We start from the raw sequence: 21,330 nt of genomic DNA on the forward strand, positions 1-21,330 counted from the left end.
CTATGTTAAAATCCCCAATGAACAATAAAAAAACAATCCTAAAAGATATATTTGGACATGAAGACTTTAGAAGTTTTCAAGAAGAAGTAGTTGATTCAATTTTAAATAAACAAGATGTGTTAACGATATTACCAACTGGTGGTGGAAAATCACTTTGTTATCAACTTCCAGCCTTACTACTTGAGGGGGTTACTGTTGTAATCTCACCTTTAATTGCACTTATGCAAGATCAAATAAAAGCTTTAAATGATTTAGATATTAAAGCTTCTATGATAAGTTCTTTACAATCAAATGATGAAAATAACAGAACTTTACAGGCTTTATTAAATAAAGAATTAAAATTTATATATGTTGCTCCTGAAAGATTTACTTCCAATGATTTTGTAGGAGTTTTACAAAGAGTTGATATAAACTATTTTGTAATAGATGAAGCACATTGTGTATCTGCTTGGGGACATGAGTTTAGAGCTGAATATAGGAACTTAGATAGATTAAAACAATTTTTTCCTAATACTACTATTGCAGCATTTACAGCAACTGCTACAAAAAAAGTTGAAGCTGATATTTCTTCATCTTTAAGATTAGAAAATCCAAAACATTTTAGAGCAAAAACAAAAAGAGATAATCTTGATATAAAAGTAGAACCTAGAATTTCAAATGGTAAGAAACAGATATTAAATTTTTTAAAATCACATAAAGGTCTTTGTGGGATTATTTATACTTTTACGAGAAAAGAAGCCGAATCAATTGCAAAGTTTTTACAAGATGAAAACTATAGTGCAAAAGCTTATCATGCAGGATTAAGTACCCAGATTAAAAATGAAGTATTTGATGATTTTGTATATGAAAAGATTGATATAGTTGTTGCAACTATTGCCTTTGGTATGGGGATTGATAAATCAAATATTAGATTTGTAATACACACTTCTTTACCTAAAACTTTAGAAAACTATTATCAAGAAATAGGAAGAGCAGGACGTGATGGTGAGATGTCTTATACTTATTTACTGTATTCAAAAGCTGATGAGGTGAAAAGAAAAATCCAAATTGAAGAAGCAATTGACAATGCATATAAACAAACAGGTCTTGATAAACTAGAGTTTATGTATAGATATTGTGTTTCAAATAATTGTAGGCATAAAATTATTGCTTCATATTTTGAAGATGAGATTGATGAGTGTCAAACTATTTGTGATAATTGTACAAAAGGTGAGGTTGCACAAGTTGATGTGAGTGTTGATGCTCAAAAACTTTTATCTGCTATTTATCGTACTGAACAAAGATTTGGAATAAATCATATAGTGGATGTTTTAAGAGGTTCAAAAAATCAGAAGCTTTTAGACTTTGGTCATGATAAGTTAAGTGTTTATAATATAGGATATGAAAAGAGTAAAAATGAGTGGGTTGCAATTTGTGATAAATTAATTGATGACGAAGCTCTTACTCTTGGAGAGTTTAGAGCTTTAAAAATCTCTTCTTTTGGTATGAATATTTTAAAAGGAGATACAAAAGTTTTAATAGATAGTGATAAGTTAGGTCTTTTAGTAAAACAAGAACAAGAAGAAGTTGAATTAACTTTTGATGAAAAACTCTTTGAAGAGTTTAAAACTTTAAGAAGAAAAATAGCACTTGAACATGAAGTTCCAGCCTATGTAATATTTGGAGATAAAACTTTAAAAGAAGTATCTTCTAAACTTCCAACTTCTAAAGAAGATTTTTTAGAGATAAATGGTGTAGGAAAAGTTAGGTTTGAGAAATATGGAAATGATTTTTTAGAATTATGTAAAAGTATAAAAGAAGAACATAAAGAGAAAATTGAAGAGAGAGTTCCTTTGAAGAAATTAACAAAGACATATTTAGATACTTTTGAATTAATTGAAAATGAAAAATCTTTAGAAGAAATAGCTCAGATACGTGATTTAGGTATTACATCCATTCTTAGCCATATCTCACTTTTATTTGAATATAATAAAATTTCAAAAAATAAAAAAGAAGAGCTTTTAGAACCTTTAAAAATACCCTATGAAATAAAACAATGGATAGAACAAGGTTTAGAGTATGAAAGCCTAAAAGAATTAAGACAATACTTGTACTTATATGAGTATATGAAGAAGGAAAGTAATTGAAACAGTATTTAGATTTATTAGAGTATATTTTAACAAAAGGTGTTAAAAAAGAAGATAGAACAGGAACTGGTACAACTTCAGTTTTTGGATATCAAATGAGATTTGATTTAAGTGAAGGCTTTCCTTTAGTAACTACTAAAAAAACTTTTTTAAAGGCTATTATTTCTGAGCTATTGTGGTTTATTGAAGGTAGTACAGACGAGAGAAGACTTGCTGAAATCAATTATGGTGATAAAGCAGAAAACTTAATAGGTAAAAATACTGTATGGACTGCAAATGCTGATGCTCAAGGAAAAGATTTAGGATATACAAATACAGATACTATAAAAGAATTAGGACCTGTATATGGAGCTCAATGGAGATCTTGGAAAGGTACTGATGGAAAAGCAATTGACCAGTTATCAGAACTTATCAAGCAAATCAAAACAAATCCTGATTCAAGAAGAATGATTCTATCTGCTTGGAATGTAGGAGAGTTAGAAAAGATGGCTTTACCACCTTGTCATACCTTTTTCCAATTTTATGTAGCAGATGGAAAACTTTCTTGTCAACTATATCAAAGAAGTGCAGATGTATTTCTAGGAGTTCCTTTTAATATAGCTTCCTATGCATTACTTACTATGATGATTGCACAAGTTTGTGATTTAGAAGTAGGGGATTTTGTACATACATTTGGTGATGCACATATTTACTCAAATCATTATGAACAAGTTAATTTACAACTTACACGTGAGCCATATGAGAAACCTACAATGAAAATTAATCCAAATATTAAAAATATAGAAGATTTTAAAATGGAAGATTTTGAATTAGTTGGATATAAATCACATGAATCAATAAAAGCTAAAATGGCAGTGTAGAAAAGGCAAAAAAATGACAATATCAATGATAGTAGCATACGGAAAAAATTGGGAAATAGGTTTAAACAACCAAATGTTATGGCATATATCTGAGGACTTTAAAAACTTTAAAACAATAACTTCTGGTCATCATATTTTAATGGGAAGAAAAACATTTGAATCTATTGGAAAACCACTTCCAAATAGAACTTCTTTAGTTTTAACAAGAGGTGATTTTGAACATGAAGGTGTTCATACTTTCAGTGATGTTCAAGAAGCTTTTAATTTTGCAAGACAAAATGCGGAAGAAGAGTTATTTATAATTGGTGGAGCAAATATATATGAAACACTATTTCCTTATGTTGATAAAATGTATTTAAGTGAAGTGGATTATGAAGGTGAAGCTGATGCATATCTAAAAGAGATTGATTTTTCTACTTGGGATTTAGCACAGCAAAAAGATTATGCAGCAGTTATCTCAAATGATGAGGTAGTAAGTCCTGCTTGGAAATTTAAAGTATGGGTGAAAAAAGATTAATATGAAATTTGATGATATAGATTTTAATGAACTATATGTAAAACAAAAACAAGATTCTACTTTTAAAATGAAGTCCCAAGATGCTTGGGATAAAAAAGCACCTTCAATGAATAAAAAAGTTCATAATTCTATTTATAACGACGAATTATTAGCTTTAGTAAATACAAATGATTGTGAAAGCTTACTTGATGTAGGTTGTGGTGTTGGGAATTTATCTTTAAAATTAGCTACAAAATTAAAAGAAGTGAACTCTTTGGATTATTCATCTGGTATGCTTGATATTTTAAAAGAAAATGCAAATGAACAAAATCTTACAAATATAAAAACAATAAACAAATCATGGTATGACTCTTGGGAAGAAGTTCCTAAATGTGATATTGTTATTGCTTCAAGGTCAATGGAAGTTGTAGATATGAAAGAGGCTTTGAGTAAATTAGACTCACAAGCTAAAAAAAGAGTCTATTTATCTTATAAAGTAGGTGGTTCTTTTCTTTCTAATGATATTTTAAATGCAATGAAAAGAGAAATTATAAAAAAACCAGATTATATTTATTTGATAAATATTCTATACTCTATGAAAATAAATGCTTCTGTAAACTTTGTTAGAAGCGAAGGACGAAGTACAGTTTATACTTCACAAGAAGATTTTATAAAATCTGTTTCTTGGAGTATTGGAGATATTTCAGATATTGAAAAAGAACGATTAATAACTTACTACAATGAAAAAATAAAAGATAAAGAAGAGTCTATTGATTATGTAAAATGGGCTGTTATATCTTGGGAGAAATAAAATAAAAAGGGTTAAGCCCTTTTTATTTTTATAATAAATTTAAAGTCTCTGCTAATTTCCCAGCAATGATTTTATAGTTTCTAATTTCTAATAATCTATCTTGACCTTTAACACCTACTTTAGCAACATCGTCTTTTGAAAGACTAATTATGTATTCAATTTTAGCTTGTATTGATGCTTTGTCAAATGTACAAAACCATGCATCAAAATCATCAGTAAATAGTGTATTGTTATTTGCATTATTAGTCATAATACAAGGTACAGCAGACGAATAGTAATCTATAATTTTAACAGGTGTTGATGTGTTAAATAATGGAATTTCTGGTAAGATTGAAACACCAATATCTGCATTTGCAATTAACTCTAATAGTTCAGATTTATTTTTTGCATTATGGATTTCAACACTATCTCCTAAGCTACTATATGAGTTTACAACTTCTTGTGCATACTCAGGATCTTTTGTAGATATAGTTAATTTCCAATTACCTTTTTTTACATTGTTAAATGCTTCTAATACTGTTTCAAATTCTCTTAATTTATCTAAAGTTCCTGCATAGAAGAATCTTTTTTCTTCACCTTCATGCTGAATATTATCATGTAAAGTATCTGGATCAATTGCTGGAGGACAAATAAAAGTTTTAGTTGTAACTCCTTCAAAGTATTCATCATGCATTTGTTGTGATGTTGGCATAAAAATATCACATTGGTTGATAAGCTTAGTTTCTGAGTAAGTTGTTAAAGTGTTATTTAAATGTTTTAAAAAACTTGCTTTGTTATTTGCTTGGTCTACTTGCATTTGAGCACGTCTTTTTGGAAATGATAATCTATAACCAACTTTATAATCATACATACCACTCATAGAGATAACATGTTTTAATATATCACCACTATTTCTTACTACAACATATGAATATGAAGAAATATCAATACCAGTTCTATCCAATTCTTGAATCGCCTTATTTTTATCAGCTACAGGTAGAATAAATCTATGTTCATCTTTTTTTTCAAACTCAGCTTTAAATTCACTAAAATAAACAATGTCTACTTCAAAATATTCTTTTAAATATTTTTCAAAAAGTGGGCCTATAAAACTATGATCTGTATATTCATTTTGGTCAGTGATATATAAAAATTTTTTCATCGATTATGTCCTTCATTTATAATATAATCAAATTATATATACTTATAGTTGCAAAAGCAAAGCATTTAGTAAAAAAGATTACTCTTTTTTAAATTTTATTTCAGCTAGTAACACTGCGAAGAGAATTAAGACTGCTCCATAAATTTGAACAGGTGTAAGAATTTCATTTCCTATAAAATAACCAAAAATACCAGCACTTACTGGTTCCATTGCAAATATAATTGCAGTTTTTGTTGGCGTAGTGAATTGTTGCATATAAGTTTGGATTAAAAAAGCATATACTGTTGCAAAAATTGAAGTAACAATCACAGCTTTTAGAAAAATATAATCAAAATCTAATTTGAAAGTAACATCATCTAGACTTAATGAAAATACTAAAGAAAGAATAGTCACTGTTAAAAACTGAAAAAGTACTAATATAAATACATTTACTTTTTTTGAATATATATCTGTAAACATAATTTGAAGTGCAAAAAATGCGGCACAAATAAGTCCTAGAGTCTCTCCTAAACCAATTGTTAGTTTTCCACTCATTGTAAGCAGATATAAACCCACTACAGCTAAAAGTGAACCTACAAAAACCATACGCCTTACATGTTGTTTAAATATTACAAAAGCTAAAAAAGGAACAATAATTACATTTAATCCAGTCAAGAAAGCTATAATAGAACTTTTTGTGTAGGATAAGCCAAAGGTCTGAGTTGCAAAGCCTGAAAAAAGGAAAACACCTAGAATAATTCCATAAATGATAGATTGTTTATTTAATTCATCAAAATATTTATAAGAAATAATTGCCATTAGAATTGTTGCAATTGCAAAACGCCAAAAAAGAAAAGCATAAACCGGAACTGTTTTGATTGCGTCTTGAACCATTAAAAAGGTTACACCCCAAGCTATTGCAACTGTTAAAAGTAAAAAGTCAGCTCTTAATTCAAGTAATTTTTTTTTATTCAATTCTATCCTTTTAATAAGATGCGAATTATATAAAAATGTTAATTAAAGTTTAAAAATTTCAAGAAAATTGTACAATTGTTATACATTTATATCTAGCTTTAAATTTTTTTATTATATTATAATTACCTTAGACTAATAAAAGAGAGATGATGAGCAGCAATATTATTAATATGGATAAAATCAATAAATTCTACGATGACTTTCACGTTCTTAAGAATATAAATTTTTATGTGAAAAAAGGTGAGATAGTTGTAGTATGTGGACCATCAGGTTCTGGTAAATCAACACTAATTAGATGTATTAATGGTTTAGAAGATATTGATGATGGGCAAATTATTGTTGATGAAATTAATATCCATGCTAGTAAAAAAAACTTACAATCTATTAGAGGTGAAGTTGGAATGGTTTTCCAACATTTTAATCTTTTCCCTCATTTAACAATCTTAGAAAATATTACTTTAGCTCCTGGTTTAGTTAAAAATGTTAAAAAAAGTGAATCAAAAAAAGTTGCTATGGAGTTATTAGAAAAAGTAAAACTTGCAGATAAAGCAGACTCATACCCTGGTGATTTATCAGGTGGACAAAAACAAAGAGTAGCAATAGCAAGAAGTCTTGCAATGAAACCAAAAGTAATGCTTTTTGATGAACCAACTTCCGCTCTTGACCCAGAAACAATTGGTGATGTTCTTTCTGTTATGAAAGATTTAGCAAAAGAGAATTTTACTATTGTATGTGTTACCCACGAAATGGGATTCGCAAAAGAAGTAGGAGATAGAATCGTTTTTATGGATGAAGGTGTAATAGTTGAAGAAAACTCACCTGAAGAATTTTTTGATAATCCAAGAAGCGATAGAGCAAAGAAATTTTTAAAAGAAATACTAACACACTAAATACAAGGAGAAAATGTGAAAAGAATAGTTTTAGCACTAATGGTTTTTGCAACATTAAATATGTTTGCAGATGACATAAATTTATGGAAAAAGTCTACTTTAAATAAAGTATTACAAAAGGGTCAATTAGAGGTTTGTATGGAACCTGGATATATGCCTTTTGAGATGAAAGATAAAAAAGGTAGAATTATAGGTTATGATGTAGATATGGCTAAAAAAATGGCTAAAGAAATGGGTGTAAAATTAAAATTACTTCCAACTGCATGGGATGGTATTATTGCTGCATTAGTAACTGGAAAATGTGATATTATTATGTCTGGTATGACAATTACACAACAAAGAAATTTAAAAATTAATTTTGCTAACCCTTATGTAGTTGTTGGACAAACAATTATGATGAGAAAAGGTTTAGAAGGAAAAATTAAATCAGCAAAAGATTTAGATAAACCTGAATATACTGTAGTTACAAAACTTGGAGTTACTGGTGAAGTAGCAACAAGAAAATTCTTCAAAAAAGCAAAAATTGTTACTTTTGAAACTGAATCAGATGGAGCAGCAGAAGTATTAAATGGTAAAGCTGATGCCTTTGTATATGACCAACCATACAATATTTTATTTATGTCTGATAAAGGTAAAGATAAATTAATTCATTTAGATACACCACTTACTTATGAACCATTAGGATGGGCTATTAGAAAAGGTGATCCTGATTTCCTTAACTGGTTAAACAACTTCTTAAGACAAATGAAAGAAGATAAAGTTGTTGATTTCCATGAAAAATTGAATAACAAATGGCTAAGAGATACTTCTTGGTTAAAAAGAGTTCAATAATAGATGGGCAAGAAACATCAAAGTTTAGCACAAAATAAAAACTTAGGGCATTTTATCGCCCTAATGTTTTATGTTTTAGTAGGATATTCTTTATATATAGCTGCTTCAAATATGAACTATGTTTGGAAATGGAATTCTATACCAGACTATTTTATGTATACAGAAACAACAAGTATTGAAGCCCCTACAGATGGTAAATTAATTCAAGAAGATGGTATTTACTATATTCAAAAAATTGATGAGAGAGTAAAATTAGATTTAGATAGTAGTTACAAATTTGATTACACTGTAGGTGAAGAAGTTTATGAGGGTGATTTTATTGCCTCTAAAGATGAAACTAAAACAGGTCCTATATTGAATGGACTTTGGGTAACGTTAAAAATTTCCTTTCTTTCTGCGATACTAACATTCTTTATTGGTATATTTGTTGCATTAATGAAGTTATCTTCTTATCAGTTTTTAAAAGATATTGCTACGGTTTATATTACCGTTGTTAGAGGGACACCTCTTCTTGTTCAAATATTTTTATTTTATTTTATTGTTGCGAATATATTTGAACTTGAAAGATTTGTAGCTGGTGTTTTAGCCTTAGGAATTTTCTTTGGTGCATATATGGCAGAGATTTTAAGAGGAGCTATTCAATCAATAGATAAAGGACAACTAGAAGCTGCTAATTCTTTAGGAATTTCAAACTTTCAAGCTATGAGATATATTATTTTACCTCAGGCATTTAAGAGAGCTTTACCTACACTTGTAGGAGAAATGATTGCCTTAGTTAAAGATTCATCTTTAGTTTCTGTTATTTCTATTACAGATTTAACAAAAGTTGGTAAAGAGATTGTAGCTAATACCTTCTCCCCCTTTGAAACCTGGATAGTCGTTGCTTTAGTGTACTTAACTATTACATCAACGCTGAGTTATATAGGACATAGAATAGAAAAAAATATGGCAGAAAAAGGTGGGATGAGTTAATTGGAATTCATCTCTTCTTTCCTTCAGCAAGCAATCACTTTTTTTGCTATTATGGATCCTATTGGTATTAGTGCTTTAGCTTTATCTTTATTAAGCACTAATATTACAAAAACAGAAATTACTACTGTTGCAAGAAAATCTACCTTAACTATAATAATTGCTTTTTTCGTTGTTTTAATAACTGGGGATTTAATCTTAAAAATTTTTGGTATTGATGAAAATTCTTTAAAAGTAATGGGTGGAATTGTATTAATTTTAATGGCAATATCAATGGTAAATGGTTCTGCTGAAAAAAATCAAAAACAGATTGGCAAAAATAATGAAGAGTTATCTGTAATTCCAATAGGTATTCCTATTGCTTTTGGTACAGGACTTTTTACTACTATTATCATTTTTAAACATCAAGCAGAAACTTTTTTAGATATTTTATCAATAACTTTTGCTTTTTGTATAAATGCTTTAATTTTCTTTTTGATTTTAAAAAACTCTATTTATATTAAAAAATATTTAGGATTAACAGGTCAAAATATTATTACAAAGCTTATGGGATTGATTGTTGGGGCAATAGCTGTTCAATTTATAGTCTCAGGAATAGTAACACTAGCTAAAGGTTATATCTAGTGGAATTGGATGTCTTTTTAAAAGCATTTTTAATTTCACTTTCTTTAATAGTTGCAATAGGCGCACAGAATGCATATATATTAAAACTTGGATTACTTAAGCAGCATGTATTAAAAGCAGTTTTATTTTGTGTTATTACTGATTCTTTACTTATTACAGCAGGTGTTTTAGGTTTAGGATTGTTTATAAAAGGTAATCAGCTACTTATAAATGGTATTGCAATTTTTGGAATAGTTTTTTTAACTGTCTATGCTTTTCTTTCTTTTAAAGCTGCTCTAAAAAATGAGAGTCTAAAAATTGATGATGAAGTAAAGACTAATCCTATTAAACAAGTTTTTTCACTTTTATTTATGTTTACATTCTTAAATCCTCATGTCTACTTAGATACAGTACTTCTAATTGGTGGTATTGGTGCAAATGTAGAAGAGAGTTATAGAAGTTATTTTTTACTTGGCGCAATCTCAGCATCATTTTTTTGGTTTTTTAGTCTTGGTTTTGGTGCAAGATTTTTAATTCCTTTATTTAAAAAACCTATTACATGGAAAATATTAGATATATCAATTGGTTTTTTAATGCTTTATATTGCTTATTCTCTTATTCCTTTAATTCAATAAAGATATACATACTTATTATTTCTAATAAAAATGTTAAATTTATTACCTATTCTATAAATTAAATTCTTACATAATATAAATAAATTATAATTCGCGTTTACTTTAAAATAAGTCCATAGAATAAGTCTTTAAAGAAAAGAAAATAAGTTATTTTAAATTTTGAATCATAAAAAAACTTAATTGTATATGGAAGAAAAGTTGTATAATAGGAGCAATATGTCTTTAGATAAATTATCTATATCTTATAGGTGCCATAATTCTATAGGGAATAGTTTAGATATAAGTGACATGCTTACAGAAGTTATAGAAACTTTTGCTGAGGAAACAGATGCCTTACATGGGTCATTTTACATAATAGAAGAAAATACAATCTATAAAAATATAATTTCTATTGGTAAGAAGATTTCATTAGATATATTTTCAATAAAATCAAAATTAGCAAAGAGTGAAATTTTTATTGAAAAATATGATGAAAAAATTAATATTTTAGCCTGTAAACTAGAAGAAGGTTGTATGTTTTTTGCATATGATTTTAAAGATGATGTAGATTTTATAACTTCAATTTATGAAAGTTTTAAGAGCAAGTTGAATATTAGTATTAATTCATGTCTTAGTGTACAAAAATTAAAAGAGAGTAATATCAAGTTATTAGAACAAAAAAGACAGTTAGAAGTACTTACTAATAGTTTAAAAGATGAAATAGAATTAGCAACAAAACTAAGTATAGAAAAAGAAAAACAAATATTTGAACAGATAAAAATGGCTCAAATGGGCGAGTTGATTGGAAATATTGCTCATCAATGGAGAGAACCATTAAGTGTTATTTCAACTGCTGCAAGTGGTATGAAAATAAAAAAAGAACATAACATGCTAACAGATCCTGATTTTTCTAATTATACGCAAAGTATTGTTGATAATTCACTATATCTTTCAAATACTATAGATGAATTTAGAGATTATATAAAAGAGAGTCATCGAGAAAAAGAGATTGTTATTCAAGAAAGATTAAAAATGGCAATTACTCTTGTCGAATCGTCGTTTAGTCTTGAAAATATACAAATAATTCAAGGTTTTATAGAAGAAAAAGATATTCATTTTAAGTTAATACTTGGAGATTTATTACAAGTTTTAATATCTATTTTAAATAATTCAAAAGATGCGCTTATTATAAATAAAGTGGAAAATAGATGGATTAAATATGAGTTAATAAAAAAAGAAAATATAATATTGATTACAATTGAAGATAATGCAGGTGGAATTGAGAAAAATATTTTAGATAAAATATTTAATCCATATTTTACTACTAAACACCAGTTTGAGGGAACTGGAGTAGGTTTATATTCTGGATATGATATTATTGTAAATAAACTAAAGGGTAATTTATATGTGAAAAATACTCAACATGGGGCTAAGTTTTATATTGAATTACCTATCTCTTCAAACTATGTTATATAAATAATCAATAAGTCTTAAACTTATTGATTATGTTACGAACATTAATTTTGCTAAAATTATAATTACTATTCCACATACTAAAACAAATTTATGAAAATGCTTCATTATTGGGTGAGGTTGTTTTTTAAATAGTTTTCTAGAAAGCGAATATAAAATACCTGCTACAATTACTAAAGCAATAATTACTTTTAACATTAATAATTGTTGTAATGTTGTATTAAAAGCCCCTAGGTCTGAATTCACATATTTTGATAACATAAATCCACCAGAAAGTATAAGTATTAGAACAGAGACTGGAAATATAGCTCTTGCTCTATTTGATATGGCATTCATAACTTTTTGATGCTCTTCTTCATTTAAAACTTTTTTCATAGCAGGAAGTACTATAACGTCTGCAAAAACAAATCCTATAAAAATTATTGCACAAAATAAATGTATAATAAGTACTATTGTATATGACATTTGGATATCCTTTAAGTAATTTTTTGATAATTATAATCAATATTTAAATAAATGATGTTGATTTCTGTCAATATTCTTTTAAAGTTAGTCCAACTCTTTGTTTTTCTAAATCTACACTTAGAACTCTTATCTTTTCCAAGTTTTGATTAATACTTAGAATTTCACTTGGGTGATTTATTCTTTTTGTTGATATTTGAGAAATATGAAGTAGGGCATCATTTTTAAGTCCTATATCTACAAAAGCTCCAAAATCTGTAATATTTCTTACTATTCCACTTAATATATAGCCTTCTTTTAGGTCTTCTATTTTTGTTATATCTTGGGCAAATTTTACTTGATTGAACTCATTTCTTACATCATATCCTGGCTTTTTTAGCTCTTGTATAATATCTTTTAGTTTAAATGGTGTTGTGTTTATTTCCTTTGCAATTTGTTCTATTTGATTATCTTTTACATCTTCTATATTGTATTTTTCTTGTAGATTTTTCGTTGCTGCATAATCTTCTGGATGGATTGCAGTATTATCAAGAATAGATTTTCCATCTTTTATTCTTAAAAATCCTACTGCTTGTTCATATGCTTTTGTACCAAGACCTTTTACTTTTAATAATTCATTTTTACTGTTGAACTTTTTTATATTAGTTCTATGTGCTATAATATTCTTAGCTAATTTTTCCGAAATACCTGAGATAAAAGAAAGTAATTTGTATGATGTGGAATTTAAATCAACTCCAACTTTATTTACTAAATCTACAGTTGTATTTTTTAGCTTAGCTTCTAACTCTTTTTGGTTTACATCATGTTGATATTGACCTATTCCAAGTGATTTAGGATCAATTTTTACAAGTGTTGCCATAGGATCTCGAAGTCTTCCAGCTATTGAAATTGCTCCTCTTATTGTTACATCTAGGTTTGGATATTCTTCTCCAGCTATTTTTGAAGCTGAATATACACTTGCACCTATTTCACTTACTATTGCATAATTTACCTCTAGATTGGCATCTTTTATTAGATTTGATATAAACTGGGCTGTTTCTCTTGAAGCAGTTCCATTTCCAATTGCAATAGATGTTATATTGTATTTTTTAATTAGATTTAATACTGTCTTAGTTGAAGCTTCTATATTTTGTTTTGGTTTTGTAGGATAGATAACATCTGAGTCTAAATATATTCCATCTTTATCTATTACTGCAAGCTTACATCCTGATACAAAGCCTGGATCCATACCCAAAATCACTTGATTTACTAAGGGTGCGGTTTGAAGTAGCTCTTTTAAGTTTTTTCCAAAAAGCTCGATTGCTTCAGCACTTGCTTTTTCTTTAAGAGTATTTATAGCTTCTCTTTTTAGACTTGGCAGTAGTAATCTTTTTAATCCATCTTTATATGCATCAAACACTATATCTTTTGAAGAATTTGCCCATGATGGAATTTTATATTTTTTTATATTTTCTAAAATATGCTTTTCATCTATATTAACTTTTATACTTAACTGTTTTTCGTTTACAGCTCTTAAAATTGCTAAAACTCTATGGGATTTTATATATTTTATTTTCTCATTTTGATTTGCAAAATTTGAGTAAACTCCAGTTTTATCAAATTGTTTACCTTCTTTGATTTGTATCTCACCCCAGTTTGAAATTATATTTCTTATAATCTCTTTTGATTTAAAATCATCTGCATATCTTTGAGCTATGATGTCTTTTGCACCTAATATTGCATCATCTGTAGATAAAACTTTGTTATTTAAGAAAGTCCTTGCTTTTTGACTAATTTCATTATTTGAATACTTCAAACTTTGAATAATATTTGCAAGTGGTTCAAGACCATTTTCTATTGCAGAGCTAGTTCTTGATGATTTTTTATCTTTAAATGGTGCGTAAATATCTTCACATATTTGCATAGATTTTGCTTCTTCAATACTCTTTTTGATTTTTTCATTTAAAAAGTTTTTCTCTTCAAGTAAGTTTAGTATCTCTTCTTTTCTTTGAAGAAGTTTTTGACTGTAAGTAAAAACTTGTTCAAAAGCTCTTAAATCTTCATCACTAGCATTCCCTGTTAAGTCTTTTCTATATCTTGCTATGAAAGGAACAGTACAACCTTCATCAAGTAAGTTAATTATATTTTGTATATGTTTATTTGATAGAGTTGTTTGTTCTTTTATTAAATTAATTAAATCATTAGTCAAGAGTAACTTCTTTAAAATCGCTTCTTGTATTTTTTAATGGCTTATTGTTTTTAGCACGTACTGTATATACAAATGATATTTTTGCAGTATTACTTGTATTTTTACTTGCATGATGAAGTGTTTTACAATGAAACAATACAATATCACCTTTAGATAAATTTTGATGAACTTTTGTTTCTATAAGTTTTTGGTTTTCTTTATTTTCATCTAAAAAATTAGAGTTTTCATCAAATCTATCTTTTGAGAAATTTATTTTGTGAGATTTAGGAATAAACTCTAGAAGACCATTTTCTAAAAATTCATCTCCTAAACTTAGCCAGATTGAAATCAAATTGTCATTTTCAAAATGCCAATACCTTCTGTCTTGATGCCAGAAAGTTCTAGTACTTTCATGGGGAAGTTTTGTCATGATTGAATTATGATGTGCTAAAGTTAAGACTGGCTCATCATTTAATAATTGTTTTAAAATAGGTCTTATTTTATTGCTTGTCATCCAATCTTTAAAAACAGTTTCTCTATCATATACTTGTCTTAGGCGTCTAACGGTAATATCCTTGTTATCAAGTTGCATATACTCTTGTTCACTTTCAATAGGAGCTTGTTTTTTTTCTAAATGTTTTTTGGCTTTTTCTAAAATTTCATCACAAAAATCATCTTCTATAAAATTTTTTATTATTAGAAAACCATTTTTATTAAATTGGTCTATTTGTTCATTTGTTAGTGTCATTTATTCTCACATAATTTGAAGTTTGTAATTTTACTTTAGTTTTTATATTACAAAGGTTAATTTCATTTATATTAGATAAATAAACATTCATTAGTTTAAGTTTAATATGCATATAATTATAAGTTTTAATAATATAATTTATATAAGGAAAAATAATATGAAAAAACTTATTTCTACAATGTTACTTGGTACTTTTCTTTTTACGTCAAGTGCTATGGCAGGACAAAAAGAAGGTTTAAATGTAGTTCTTACTTCTGGTGATACTCAAACTCAAATGATGGCTATGGTTTTATCTATGATGACAGTAAAAGCAAAAAAGAAAGTAAATATTACAATGTGTGCAGCTGGTGGAGAATTAGCCTTAAAGGAGACAAAAACACCTGTTTTTGAACCTGCTAAAAAATCTCCAACTATGCTTTTAAATGCACTTATTAAAAAAGGTGTAAATGTTCAAGTTTGTCCTTTATATTTACCAAGTGTAAATAAAGACAAGAGTGCTTTAATTGATGGTATTACTATTGCAAAACCACCTAAAATTGCAGCACAATTACTTAATGATGAGTATACAACATTAAGTTATTAAAAAATTAAGAGGAAGTTCCTCTTAATTTTATGGATGTACTTCTTTTAAAGCATCTCCAATTGCAGTAATAGTTCTAACTGTTGAAACTCCAGCTCTTTCAAGCGCAGCGTATTTATCTTCAGCAGTACCTTTCCCTCCATCAATGATTGCTCCTGCATGACCCATTCTTTTCCCTTTAGGAGCTGTAACTCCTGCAATGTATGAAACTACAGGTTTTGTCACATATTCTTTAATAAATTCAGCCGCAGCTTCTTCTTTTGCTCCACCAATTTCACCAATCATTACAATAGCTTTTGTCTCATCATCATCTTGGAATTTTTTTAGAATATCAATAAAATCAGAACCAGGTACAGGATCACCACCAATACCTACACAAGTACTTTGACCAAATCCTGCAAGAGTTGATTGATTTACTGCTTCATATGTAAGTGTTCCTGATCTTGAAACAATACCTACACTTCCTGGCATATGAATTGATTCTGGCATAATTCCCATTTTACATTGACCTGGAGTTATAATACCTGGACAATTTGGACCAATAAGTGTTGAACCATTTAAATCAATTGCAGCTTTTACATCTAGCATATCAATTGTAGGTATTCCTTCTGTAATACATACAATAGTTTCAATACCATTTTCACTAGCTTCTATAATAGAATCTTTACAAAATGGAGCTGGTACATAGATAATAGAAGCAGTAGCTCCTGTAAGTCTTTTTGCACATTCAACAGTGTTGTAAATTGGAAGGTCTAAATGAGTTTGTCCTCTACGACCTGGGACTACACCACTTACTACATTTGTTCCATATGCAATTGCACGTTGTGTATGAAAACTTGCTTGAGAACCTGTTAAACCTTGTACTAATACTTTTGTATTTTTATCAATTAAAATAGCCATTAGTTAACTCCTCCCGTAAGTTCAATAATCTTTTGTGCAGCTTTATCTAAATTTGCTTCTTCATAAACTGAAACTTTAGAATTTCTAATAAGTTCAAGACCTTCTTTTGCATTTGTTCCTTCAAGTCTTACAACAATTGGAATATCAATATTCATAGCTTCTACAGCAGATATAATACCAGAGGCAATAATATCACATCTTACGATACCACCAAAAATATTTACTAAAATACCTTTTACTTTACTATCAGATAAAATAATTCCAAAGGCTTCAATAACTCTTTTTTCATTTACACTTCCACCAACATCTAAAAAGTTTGCTGGTTGTGCCCCATGAGTTTGAATTAAATCCATAGTTGCCATTGCTAAACCTGCACCATTTACCATACATCCAATATTTCCATCAAGTGATACATAATTTAAGTCAAGCTTTTCAGCTTTTAATTCTCTTTCATCTTCTTGAGATTCATCTCTAATTTCATTCATTTTTGGCTGTCTGTAAAGTGCTGAATTATCAACTTGTACTTTTCCATCAAGACACATTAAGTATCCTTGTTTTGTAATAACAAGTGGATTTACTTCTATAAGTGAAAGGTCATTTTCTACAAACATCTTATACATTTTTTGCATCAGGTCAATCATTTGTGCAGAAAGTGTTTTATCTAAACCTAAATCATCACAAATCTGTCTACATTGTGCAGGCATAATTCCAACAATGGGATTAATAGGGTTTCTTAAAATCTTTTCTGGAGTATTTTCTGCAACTTCTTCAATCTCCATTCCACCTTCACTAGATGTGATGATGATGATTCTTTGAGTTGTTCTATCTACAGCAAAAGCTAAATAGATTTCATCTACAATATCACATGGTTCTTCAACAAAAATAGAGTTGATAGGTTGACCATCTCCTGTTGTTTGATGAGTTACTAATCTACTTCCAAGAAGACGTCTAACTTCTTCATTTGCTTCGTATTTTGAGTCAACAAGTACAACTCCACCAGCTTTTCCACGTCCACCTGCGTGAACTTGTGCTTTTACAACCCATTTATCTTTTCCAATTGTTCTTAATATATCATCTAATTGAGAAGGATGAGTTAATAATTTCCCTTTTGTTGTAGGAATATCATATTTTCTATATAAATTTTTTGCTTGGTATTCATGAAGATTCATAAAATATCCTTTTAATATTATCTTTGTTTCAAAAAGGAACTTATACCAAAAAACTCATACGAGAGTGCTTAAAATACATACTTTTAAAGTAGTATTAAGAATAAAAATAGACATGAAAATTTGAAATAAGTTTATTTTTCATAATCATTTCATTTTTATTATATATATTTATATTAGAATCAAATTGTTTTAGAATAAAAAGGATTAATATAGAATGAAAATACTTATAATTGAGGATGATGAAAATATAGTCTCTTTTTTAAAAAGGGGATTTAAGGAGGCTGGATATATTACAGAAAGCTCAACTTCAGGTGAAGAAGGAGAATACTTAGCATTGGTTAATAAGTATGATATTATTATTTTAGATTGGATGCTCCCGCATAAAAGTGGTATTGATATAATTCAAACGTTAAGAGAGAAAAAAATAAAAACACCAATACTATTCCTTACGGCAAAAGATACATTAGAAAATAAGATTGTCGGTTTTAGAAGAGGAGCAGATGATTACTTGACTAAACCATTTGCATATAAAGAACTTCTTGTCAGAATGGAAGCAATTTATCGAAGAACCTTATTAAATAGTACTAAAAATATAATTGAAATAAAAAATATTCAAATTGATTTGAATGCCAAGATAATGAAAAAAGATGGAAAAAAAATATCTTTGAGTCAGAAGGAATATGAGCTATTAATATTTCTAATTAAAAATAAAAATTCAATGGTCTCAAATTCTATGATTGAATCACAACTATGGAATAATGAAGAGTTTATTAATAGCAATGTTATTCAGGTAACAATTTATAATTTAAGAAAGAAAATAGGAAAGTCTCTTATTACAAACTTTAGAGGTTTAGGTTATAAAATTGATACCTAGAAAACTTAAGTATCGTATTTTATTTTGGTTTATTACGATTATATCTACTGTTGTGATTTTATTTAGTATTTTACTTTATTTTATTTTAGAAACTACTATAAATAAAGAAGTTCATAAACGTCTTTCAAATCAAGCTATTTATATACACGAACATATATTAGATAAAGAAGAAAAACTAAAAAATATAAAAAAACATGTACATTTTGATGTAGAAATATTAATACGAAAAGAAGAAGAAATTATTCAAAAAACAAAAGGTTTTAGTTTTGATAATATTGAGTCTCTATATGATTTAGAAAAGCCATTTAAGATAATTGAAAAAGATAATTTTATTGAAGATGCTGTCTATATAAAAAAGATTTCGGAACCTTTTAATGGAGTAGTTTTAATTTTAAAAAAGAATGTACATCTAGAAGCAGAAAAAATTAAAGAAATTTTATGGATACTTAATCCTATTCTCTTATTATTTATTTTATTTATTTCATACAAGTTTATAGATAAAATTTTTATCTCAATACGAGATGTTTCTAGAGTAGCTAAAGATATTAGTATTACTAATTTTTCTAAAACTATACCACTTCCAAAAGATGATGATGACGATGAAATAAAAGAATTAATTGAATCTTTTAATAATATGATAGAGAGGCTAAAAAAAGGTATTGATAATTTAGATCGGTTTAATAGTGATGTTTCACATGAGCTAAAAACTCCTCTTACTGTAATAAGAGGTGAGGTAGAAGTTACACTAAAAAATAAAAGAAGTTCTAAAGAGTATATTAACTCTTTAAAAACTATTTTATTTGAAACTATGCAATTAGAAGAGATAGTTGAAAATCTACTTTTACTTACAAAGTATTCAAAAGAGAGTATTCAAGAAACATTTAATACTTGTAATTTAGATGGTTTACTTTTAGATGTAATATATAAATACAAAAGAGATTTAACTAAAAAAAGTATTAGTTTAAATATTTCTCAATTAGAGAATATCGTCTATAAAGGTAATTGTCAACTTCTTAGTAGTATTTTTCTTAATTTATTAGATAATGCAATAAAGTACTCAGAAGTAAATACTAATATAACAATTGAACTTTATAAGGATGAGAATATTCATTTTATTATAAAAGATGAAGGAATAGGTATACCAAAATCTGAATTAGAAAATATCTTGGATAGATTTTATAGAGTTGAAAAATCAAGAAATAAGAAAATTAAAGGTTTTGGTCTTGGGCTTTCTATTGTAAAAAATGGAGTTGAATTACACTCTGGAGAATTAGAAATATTTTCAATTGAAAATAAAGGGACAACAATTCATATAGTTTTATAATAATGCATCTTCATTTTCATTTCATTTTCATGTTTTAGAATTTGTCAATTTAAAATTTGGGAGTTTTTTTATAAACAAGATAACTAGTAATATTGTATTTACCTTTTTTTTTAGAATTACAATCGTAATGTTTATTGTTTTTCTCTTATGGGGAGGGATAGTTCTTTATTATAATAAATATAATATGTCTCGCAAAATTGAACAGGAAGTAAAAAAACTAGAAATATTAGATACGTTAATAGAAAATAATACTAATAGTTCTGTCATAAAAAAAGATATAAAAACTAAAGCAAACATTTTTGGAATAAAATTTCTTCAAGTTTTTATTGATGATGAACTAATTTTAGAAAATAGAAATTTATATTCAAAAAAACTTGAAGAAAGAATATCAAAGCTTGATAAAATTTCAGAAGATATTTGTACAGAAATTATTGATATTGATGATGGAGATATATATTTTTATTATCAATCAAGAATAAATGTTGGGAATAAGAATATATATGTAAATATACTTCAAAAATATGATATAGAAATAGTTCAGTTAATTAAAAATGAATTATATTTTCTTTTATTTATTATTTTTAGTAATATGATTATATTAATATTTGCAATTTTTCCTTTAATATATAATCAATATAAAAAAGTTATTTCTTCTAATAATAACTTATTATTATCTTACTTTAATACAATAACCTCATTAGGTACAGCAATTTCTAAAAGAGATGGGGATACAAGTGAGCATAATTATAGAGTAACTTATTATAGTTATAAAATTGCAAAGAAAATAAATATTGAAAAAGAAAGAATGGGTGGTCTTTTAATTGGCTCATTTCTACATGATATTGGGGAAATTGCTATTCAAGATAATATTTTGTTAAAAAAAGATAAATTAACGAAAGATGAATTTGAAATTATGAAAACACATGTTTTTCATGGTATGGATATTATTAAAGATATAGAATGGTTAAATGAAGCAAATTCAATTATAAAATTTCATCATGAAAAAATTGATGGGACAGGTTATCCTTTTGGACTAAAAGATAAAAATATTCCTCTAGAAGCTAGAGTTTTTGCTATAGTTGATGTTTTTGATGCATTAACTTCAAAACGTCCATACAAAGAAGCAATAAATATTTATGATAGTTTTGAAATTATTAAAAATGATATAGGAACACATTTTGACAAAGAAATTGTAAAAGTATTTGAAGAAATTTATGAAGATTCTTTTTTATATATCACGCAAAAAAACGAAAAAGAATTAAAAGAGATATTTTATAAACAATTAAAACCATATTTTTTTATCTAATACGAATTTTATAAAAAAAGGTGAGAAAGTAT

Annotated in this window: 21 protein-coding genes; 14 read left to right on the plus strand and 7 right to left on the minus strand. The window is 27.2% G+C overall.

Features of this window, described 5'->3' with window-relative positions:
• Positions 1 to 17: 17 nt before the first annotated feature.
• From recQ to BT997_RS05665, 4 genes are read left to right on the plus strand one after another with little or no spacing between them, the layout of a single operon-like run.
• Positions 18 to 2,126: a DNA helicase RecQ gene (gene recQ, locus BT997_RS05650; protein ID WP_072680535.1), complete on the plus strand. Its 2,109-nt coding sequence runs from the start codon at positions 18 to 20 to the stop codon at positions 2,124 to 2,126.
• On the plus strand, positions 2,123 to 2,986 hold the full coding sequence (locus BT997_RS05655; RefSeq protein ID WP_072680482.1) for a thymidylate synthase: 864 nt from the start codon (positions 2,123 to 2,125) through the stop codon (positions 2,984 to 2,986). The genes recQ and BT997_RS05655 overlap by 4 nt, the downstream gene beginning before the upstream one ends.
• Positions 2,987 to 2,999: 13 nt before the next feature.
• Complete coding sequence (locus tag BT997_RS05660) at positions 3,000 to 3,503, plus strand: dihydrofolate reductase (RefSeq protein WP_072680483.1); 504 nt, start codon at positions 3,000 to 3,002, stop codon at positions 3,501 to 3,503.
• A gap of 1 nt (position 3,504) precedes the next feature.
• Positions 3,505 to 4,293, plus strand: coding sequence for a bifunctional 2-polyprenyl-6-hydroxyphenol methylase/3-demethylubiquinol 3-O-methyltransferase UbiG (locus tag BT997_RS05665; protein WP_072680484.1), 789 nt, complete (start codon positions 3,505 to 3,507; stop codon positions 4,291 to 4,293).
• Positions 4,294 to 4,321: 28 nt separating this feature from the next.
• Here BT997_RS05665 and BT997_RS05670 read toward each other — a convergent pair whose 3' ends face one another.
• Complete coding sequence (locus tag BT997_RS05670; protein WP_072680485.1) at positions 4,322 to 5,434, minus strand: glycosyltransferase; 1,113 nt, start codon at positions 5,432 to 5,434, stop codon at positions 4,322 to 4,324.
• 78 nt (positions 5,435 to 5,512) lie between these two features.
• On the minus strand, positions 5,513 to 6,388 hold the full coding sequence (locus BT997_RS05675; RefSeq protein WP_072680486.1) for a DMT family transporter: 876 nt from the start codon (positions 6,386 to 6,388) through the stop codon (positions 5,513 to 5,515).
• Positions 6,389 to 6,549: 161 nt separating this feature from the next.
• Between BT997_RS05675 and BT997_RS05680 the strand changes: the two genes are divergently transcribed.
• The 6 genes from BT997_RS05680 (at position 6,550) to BT997_RS05705 (ending at position 11,771) form a co-directional block, all read left to right on the plus strand.
• Positions 6,550 to 7,278, plus strand: a complete 729-nt coding sequence (locus tag BT997_RS05680) for an amino acid ABC transporter ATP-binding protein (protein ID WP_072680536.1) — start codon at positions 6,550 to 6,552, stop codon at positions 7,276 to 7,278.
• 15 nt (positions 7,279 to 7,293) lie between these two features.
• Positions 7,294 to 8,109, plus strand: a complete 816-nt coding sequence (locus BT997_RS05685; protein WP_072680487.1) for a transporter substrate-binding domain-containing protein — start codon at positions 7,294 to 7,296, stop codon at positions 8,107 to 8,109.
• Positions 8,110 to 8,112: 3 nt separating this feature from the next.
• Positions 8,113 to 9,081 carry an amino acid ABC transporter permease gene (locus BT997_RS05690; RefSeq protein WP_072680488.1) on the plus strand — a complete coding sequence of 323 codons (969 nt, stop codon included), beginning with the start codon at positions 8,113 to 8,115 and terminating at the stop codon, positions 9,079 to 9,081.
• Positions 9,082 to 9,702 carry a MarC family protein gene (locus tag BT997_RS05695; protein WP_072680489.1) on the plus strand — a complete coding sequence of 207 codons (621 nt, stop codon included), beginning with the start codon at positions 9,082 to 9,084 and terminating at the stop codon, positions 9,700 to 9,702.
• Entirely contained in the window at positions 9,702 to 10,316 is a 615-nt protein-coding gene (locus BT997_RS05700) for a LysE/ArgO family amino acid transporter (RefSeq protein ID WP_258239431.1), read from the plus strand. Before BT997_RS05695 ends, BT997_RS05700 begins: the two co-directional genes overlap by 1 nt.
• Positions 10,317 to 10,532: 216 nt before the next feature.
• The gene (locus BT997_RS05705) at positions 10,533 to 11,771 is read left to right on the plus strand and encodes a sensor histidine kinase (RefSeq protein WP_072680490.1); all 1,239 of its coding nucleotides are present in this window, start codon (positions 10,533 to 10,535) and stop codon (positions 11,769 to 11,771) included.
• Between the two features lie 27 nt (positions 11,772 to 11,798).
• Here the strand turns inward: BT997_RS05705 and BT997_RS05710 are convergent, their stop codons facing one another.
• The 3 genes from BT997_RS05710 to BT997_RS05720 form a co-directional block, all read right to left on the minus strand.
• Entirely contained in the window at positions 11,799 to 12,233 is a 435-nt protein-coding gene (locus tag BT997_RS05710; RefSeq protein WP_072680491.1) for a hypothetical protein, read from the minus strand.
• A 67-nt stretch (positions 12,234 to 12,300) separates the two neighbouring features.
• Positions 12,301 to 14,418, minus strand: a complete 2,118-nt coding sequence (locus BT997_RS05715) for a Tex-like N-terminal domain-containing protein (protein WP_072680492.1) — start codon at positions 14,416 to 14,418, stop codon at positions 12,301 to 12,303.
• The gene (locus BT997_RS05720; protein WP_072680493.1) at positions 14,411 to 15,145 is read right to left on the minus strand and encodes a phytanoyl-CoA dioxygenase family protein; all 735 of its coding nucleotides are present in this window, start codon (positions 15,143 to 15,145) and stop codon (positions 14,411 to 14,413) included. The genes BT997_RS05715 and BT997_RS05720 overlap by 8 nt, the downstream gene beginning before the upstream one ends.
• A 157-nt stretch (positions 15,146 to 15,302) precedes the next feature.
• On the opposite strand from BT997_RS05720, the gene BT997_RS05725 reads away from it, so the two are divergent.
• Positions 15,303 to 15,728 (plus strand): hypothetical protein, encoded by a 426-nt coding sequence (locus BT997_RS05725; protein ID WP_072680494.1) that lies wholly within the window; start codon positions 15,303 to 15,305, stop codon positions 15,726 to 15,728.
• A gap of 27 nt (positions 15,729 to 15,755) precedes the next feature.
• On the opposite strand, the gene sucD is transcribed toward BT997_RS05725, so the two are convergent.
• Complete coding sequence (gene sucD, locus BT997_RS05730) at positions 15,756 to 16,625, minus strand: succinate--CoA ligase subunit alpha (RefSeq protein ID WP_072680495.1); 870 nt, start codon at positions 16,623 to 16,625, stop codon at positions 15,756 to 15,758.
• Positions 16,625 to 17,794, minus strand: a complete 1,170-nt coding sequence (sucC, locus tag BT997_RS05735; RefSeq protein ID WP_072680496.1) for an ADP-forming succinate--CoA ligase subunit beta — start codon at positions 17,792 to 17,794, stop codon at positions 16,625 to 16,627. Before sucC ends, sucD begins: the two co-directional genes overlap by 1 nt.
• Positions 17,795 to 18,008: 214 nt before the next feature.
• Here sucC and BT997_RS05740 point away from each other — a divergent pair, with 214 nt between their 5' ends.
• The 3 genes from BT997_RS05740 to BT997_RS05750 all read left to right on the plus strand — a co-directional run bounded on the left by BT997_RS05740 (position 18,009) and on the right by BT997_RS05750 (position 21,298).
• Positions 18,009 to 18,668, plus strand: coding sequence for a response regulator transcription factor (locus BT997_RS05740; RefSeq protein WP_072680497.1), 660 nt, complete (start codon positions 18,009 to 18,011; stop codon positions 18,666 to 18,668).
• Positions 18,658 to 19,992, plus strand: a complete 1,335-nt coding sequence (locus BT997_RS05745; protein WP_072680498.1) for a cell wall metabolism sensor histidine kinase WalK — start codon at positions 18,658 to 18,660, stop codon at positions 19,990 to 19,992. The genes BT997_RS05740 and BT997_RS05745 overlap by 11 nt, the downstream gene beginning before the upstream one ends.
• A gap of 184 nt (positions 19,993 to 20,176) precedes the next feature.
• Positions 20,177 to 21,298 (plus strand): HD-GYP domain-containing protein, encoded by a 1,122-nt coding sequence (locus tag BT997_RS05750; protein ID WP_072680499.1) that lies wholly within the window; start codon positions 20,177 to 20,179, stop codon positions 21,296 to 21,298.
• Positions 21,299 to 21,330 lie beyond the last annotated feature (32 nt).

The organism is Arcobacter sp. LA11 (assembly GCF_001895145.1).
Taxonomy (GTDB): Bacteria; Campylobacterota; Campylobacteria; order Campylobacterales; family Arcobacteraceae; genus Halarcobacter.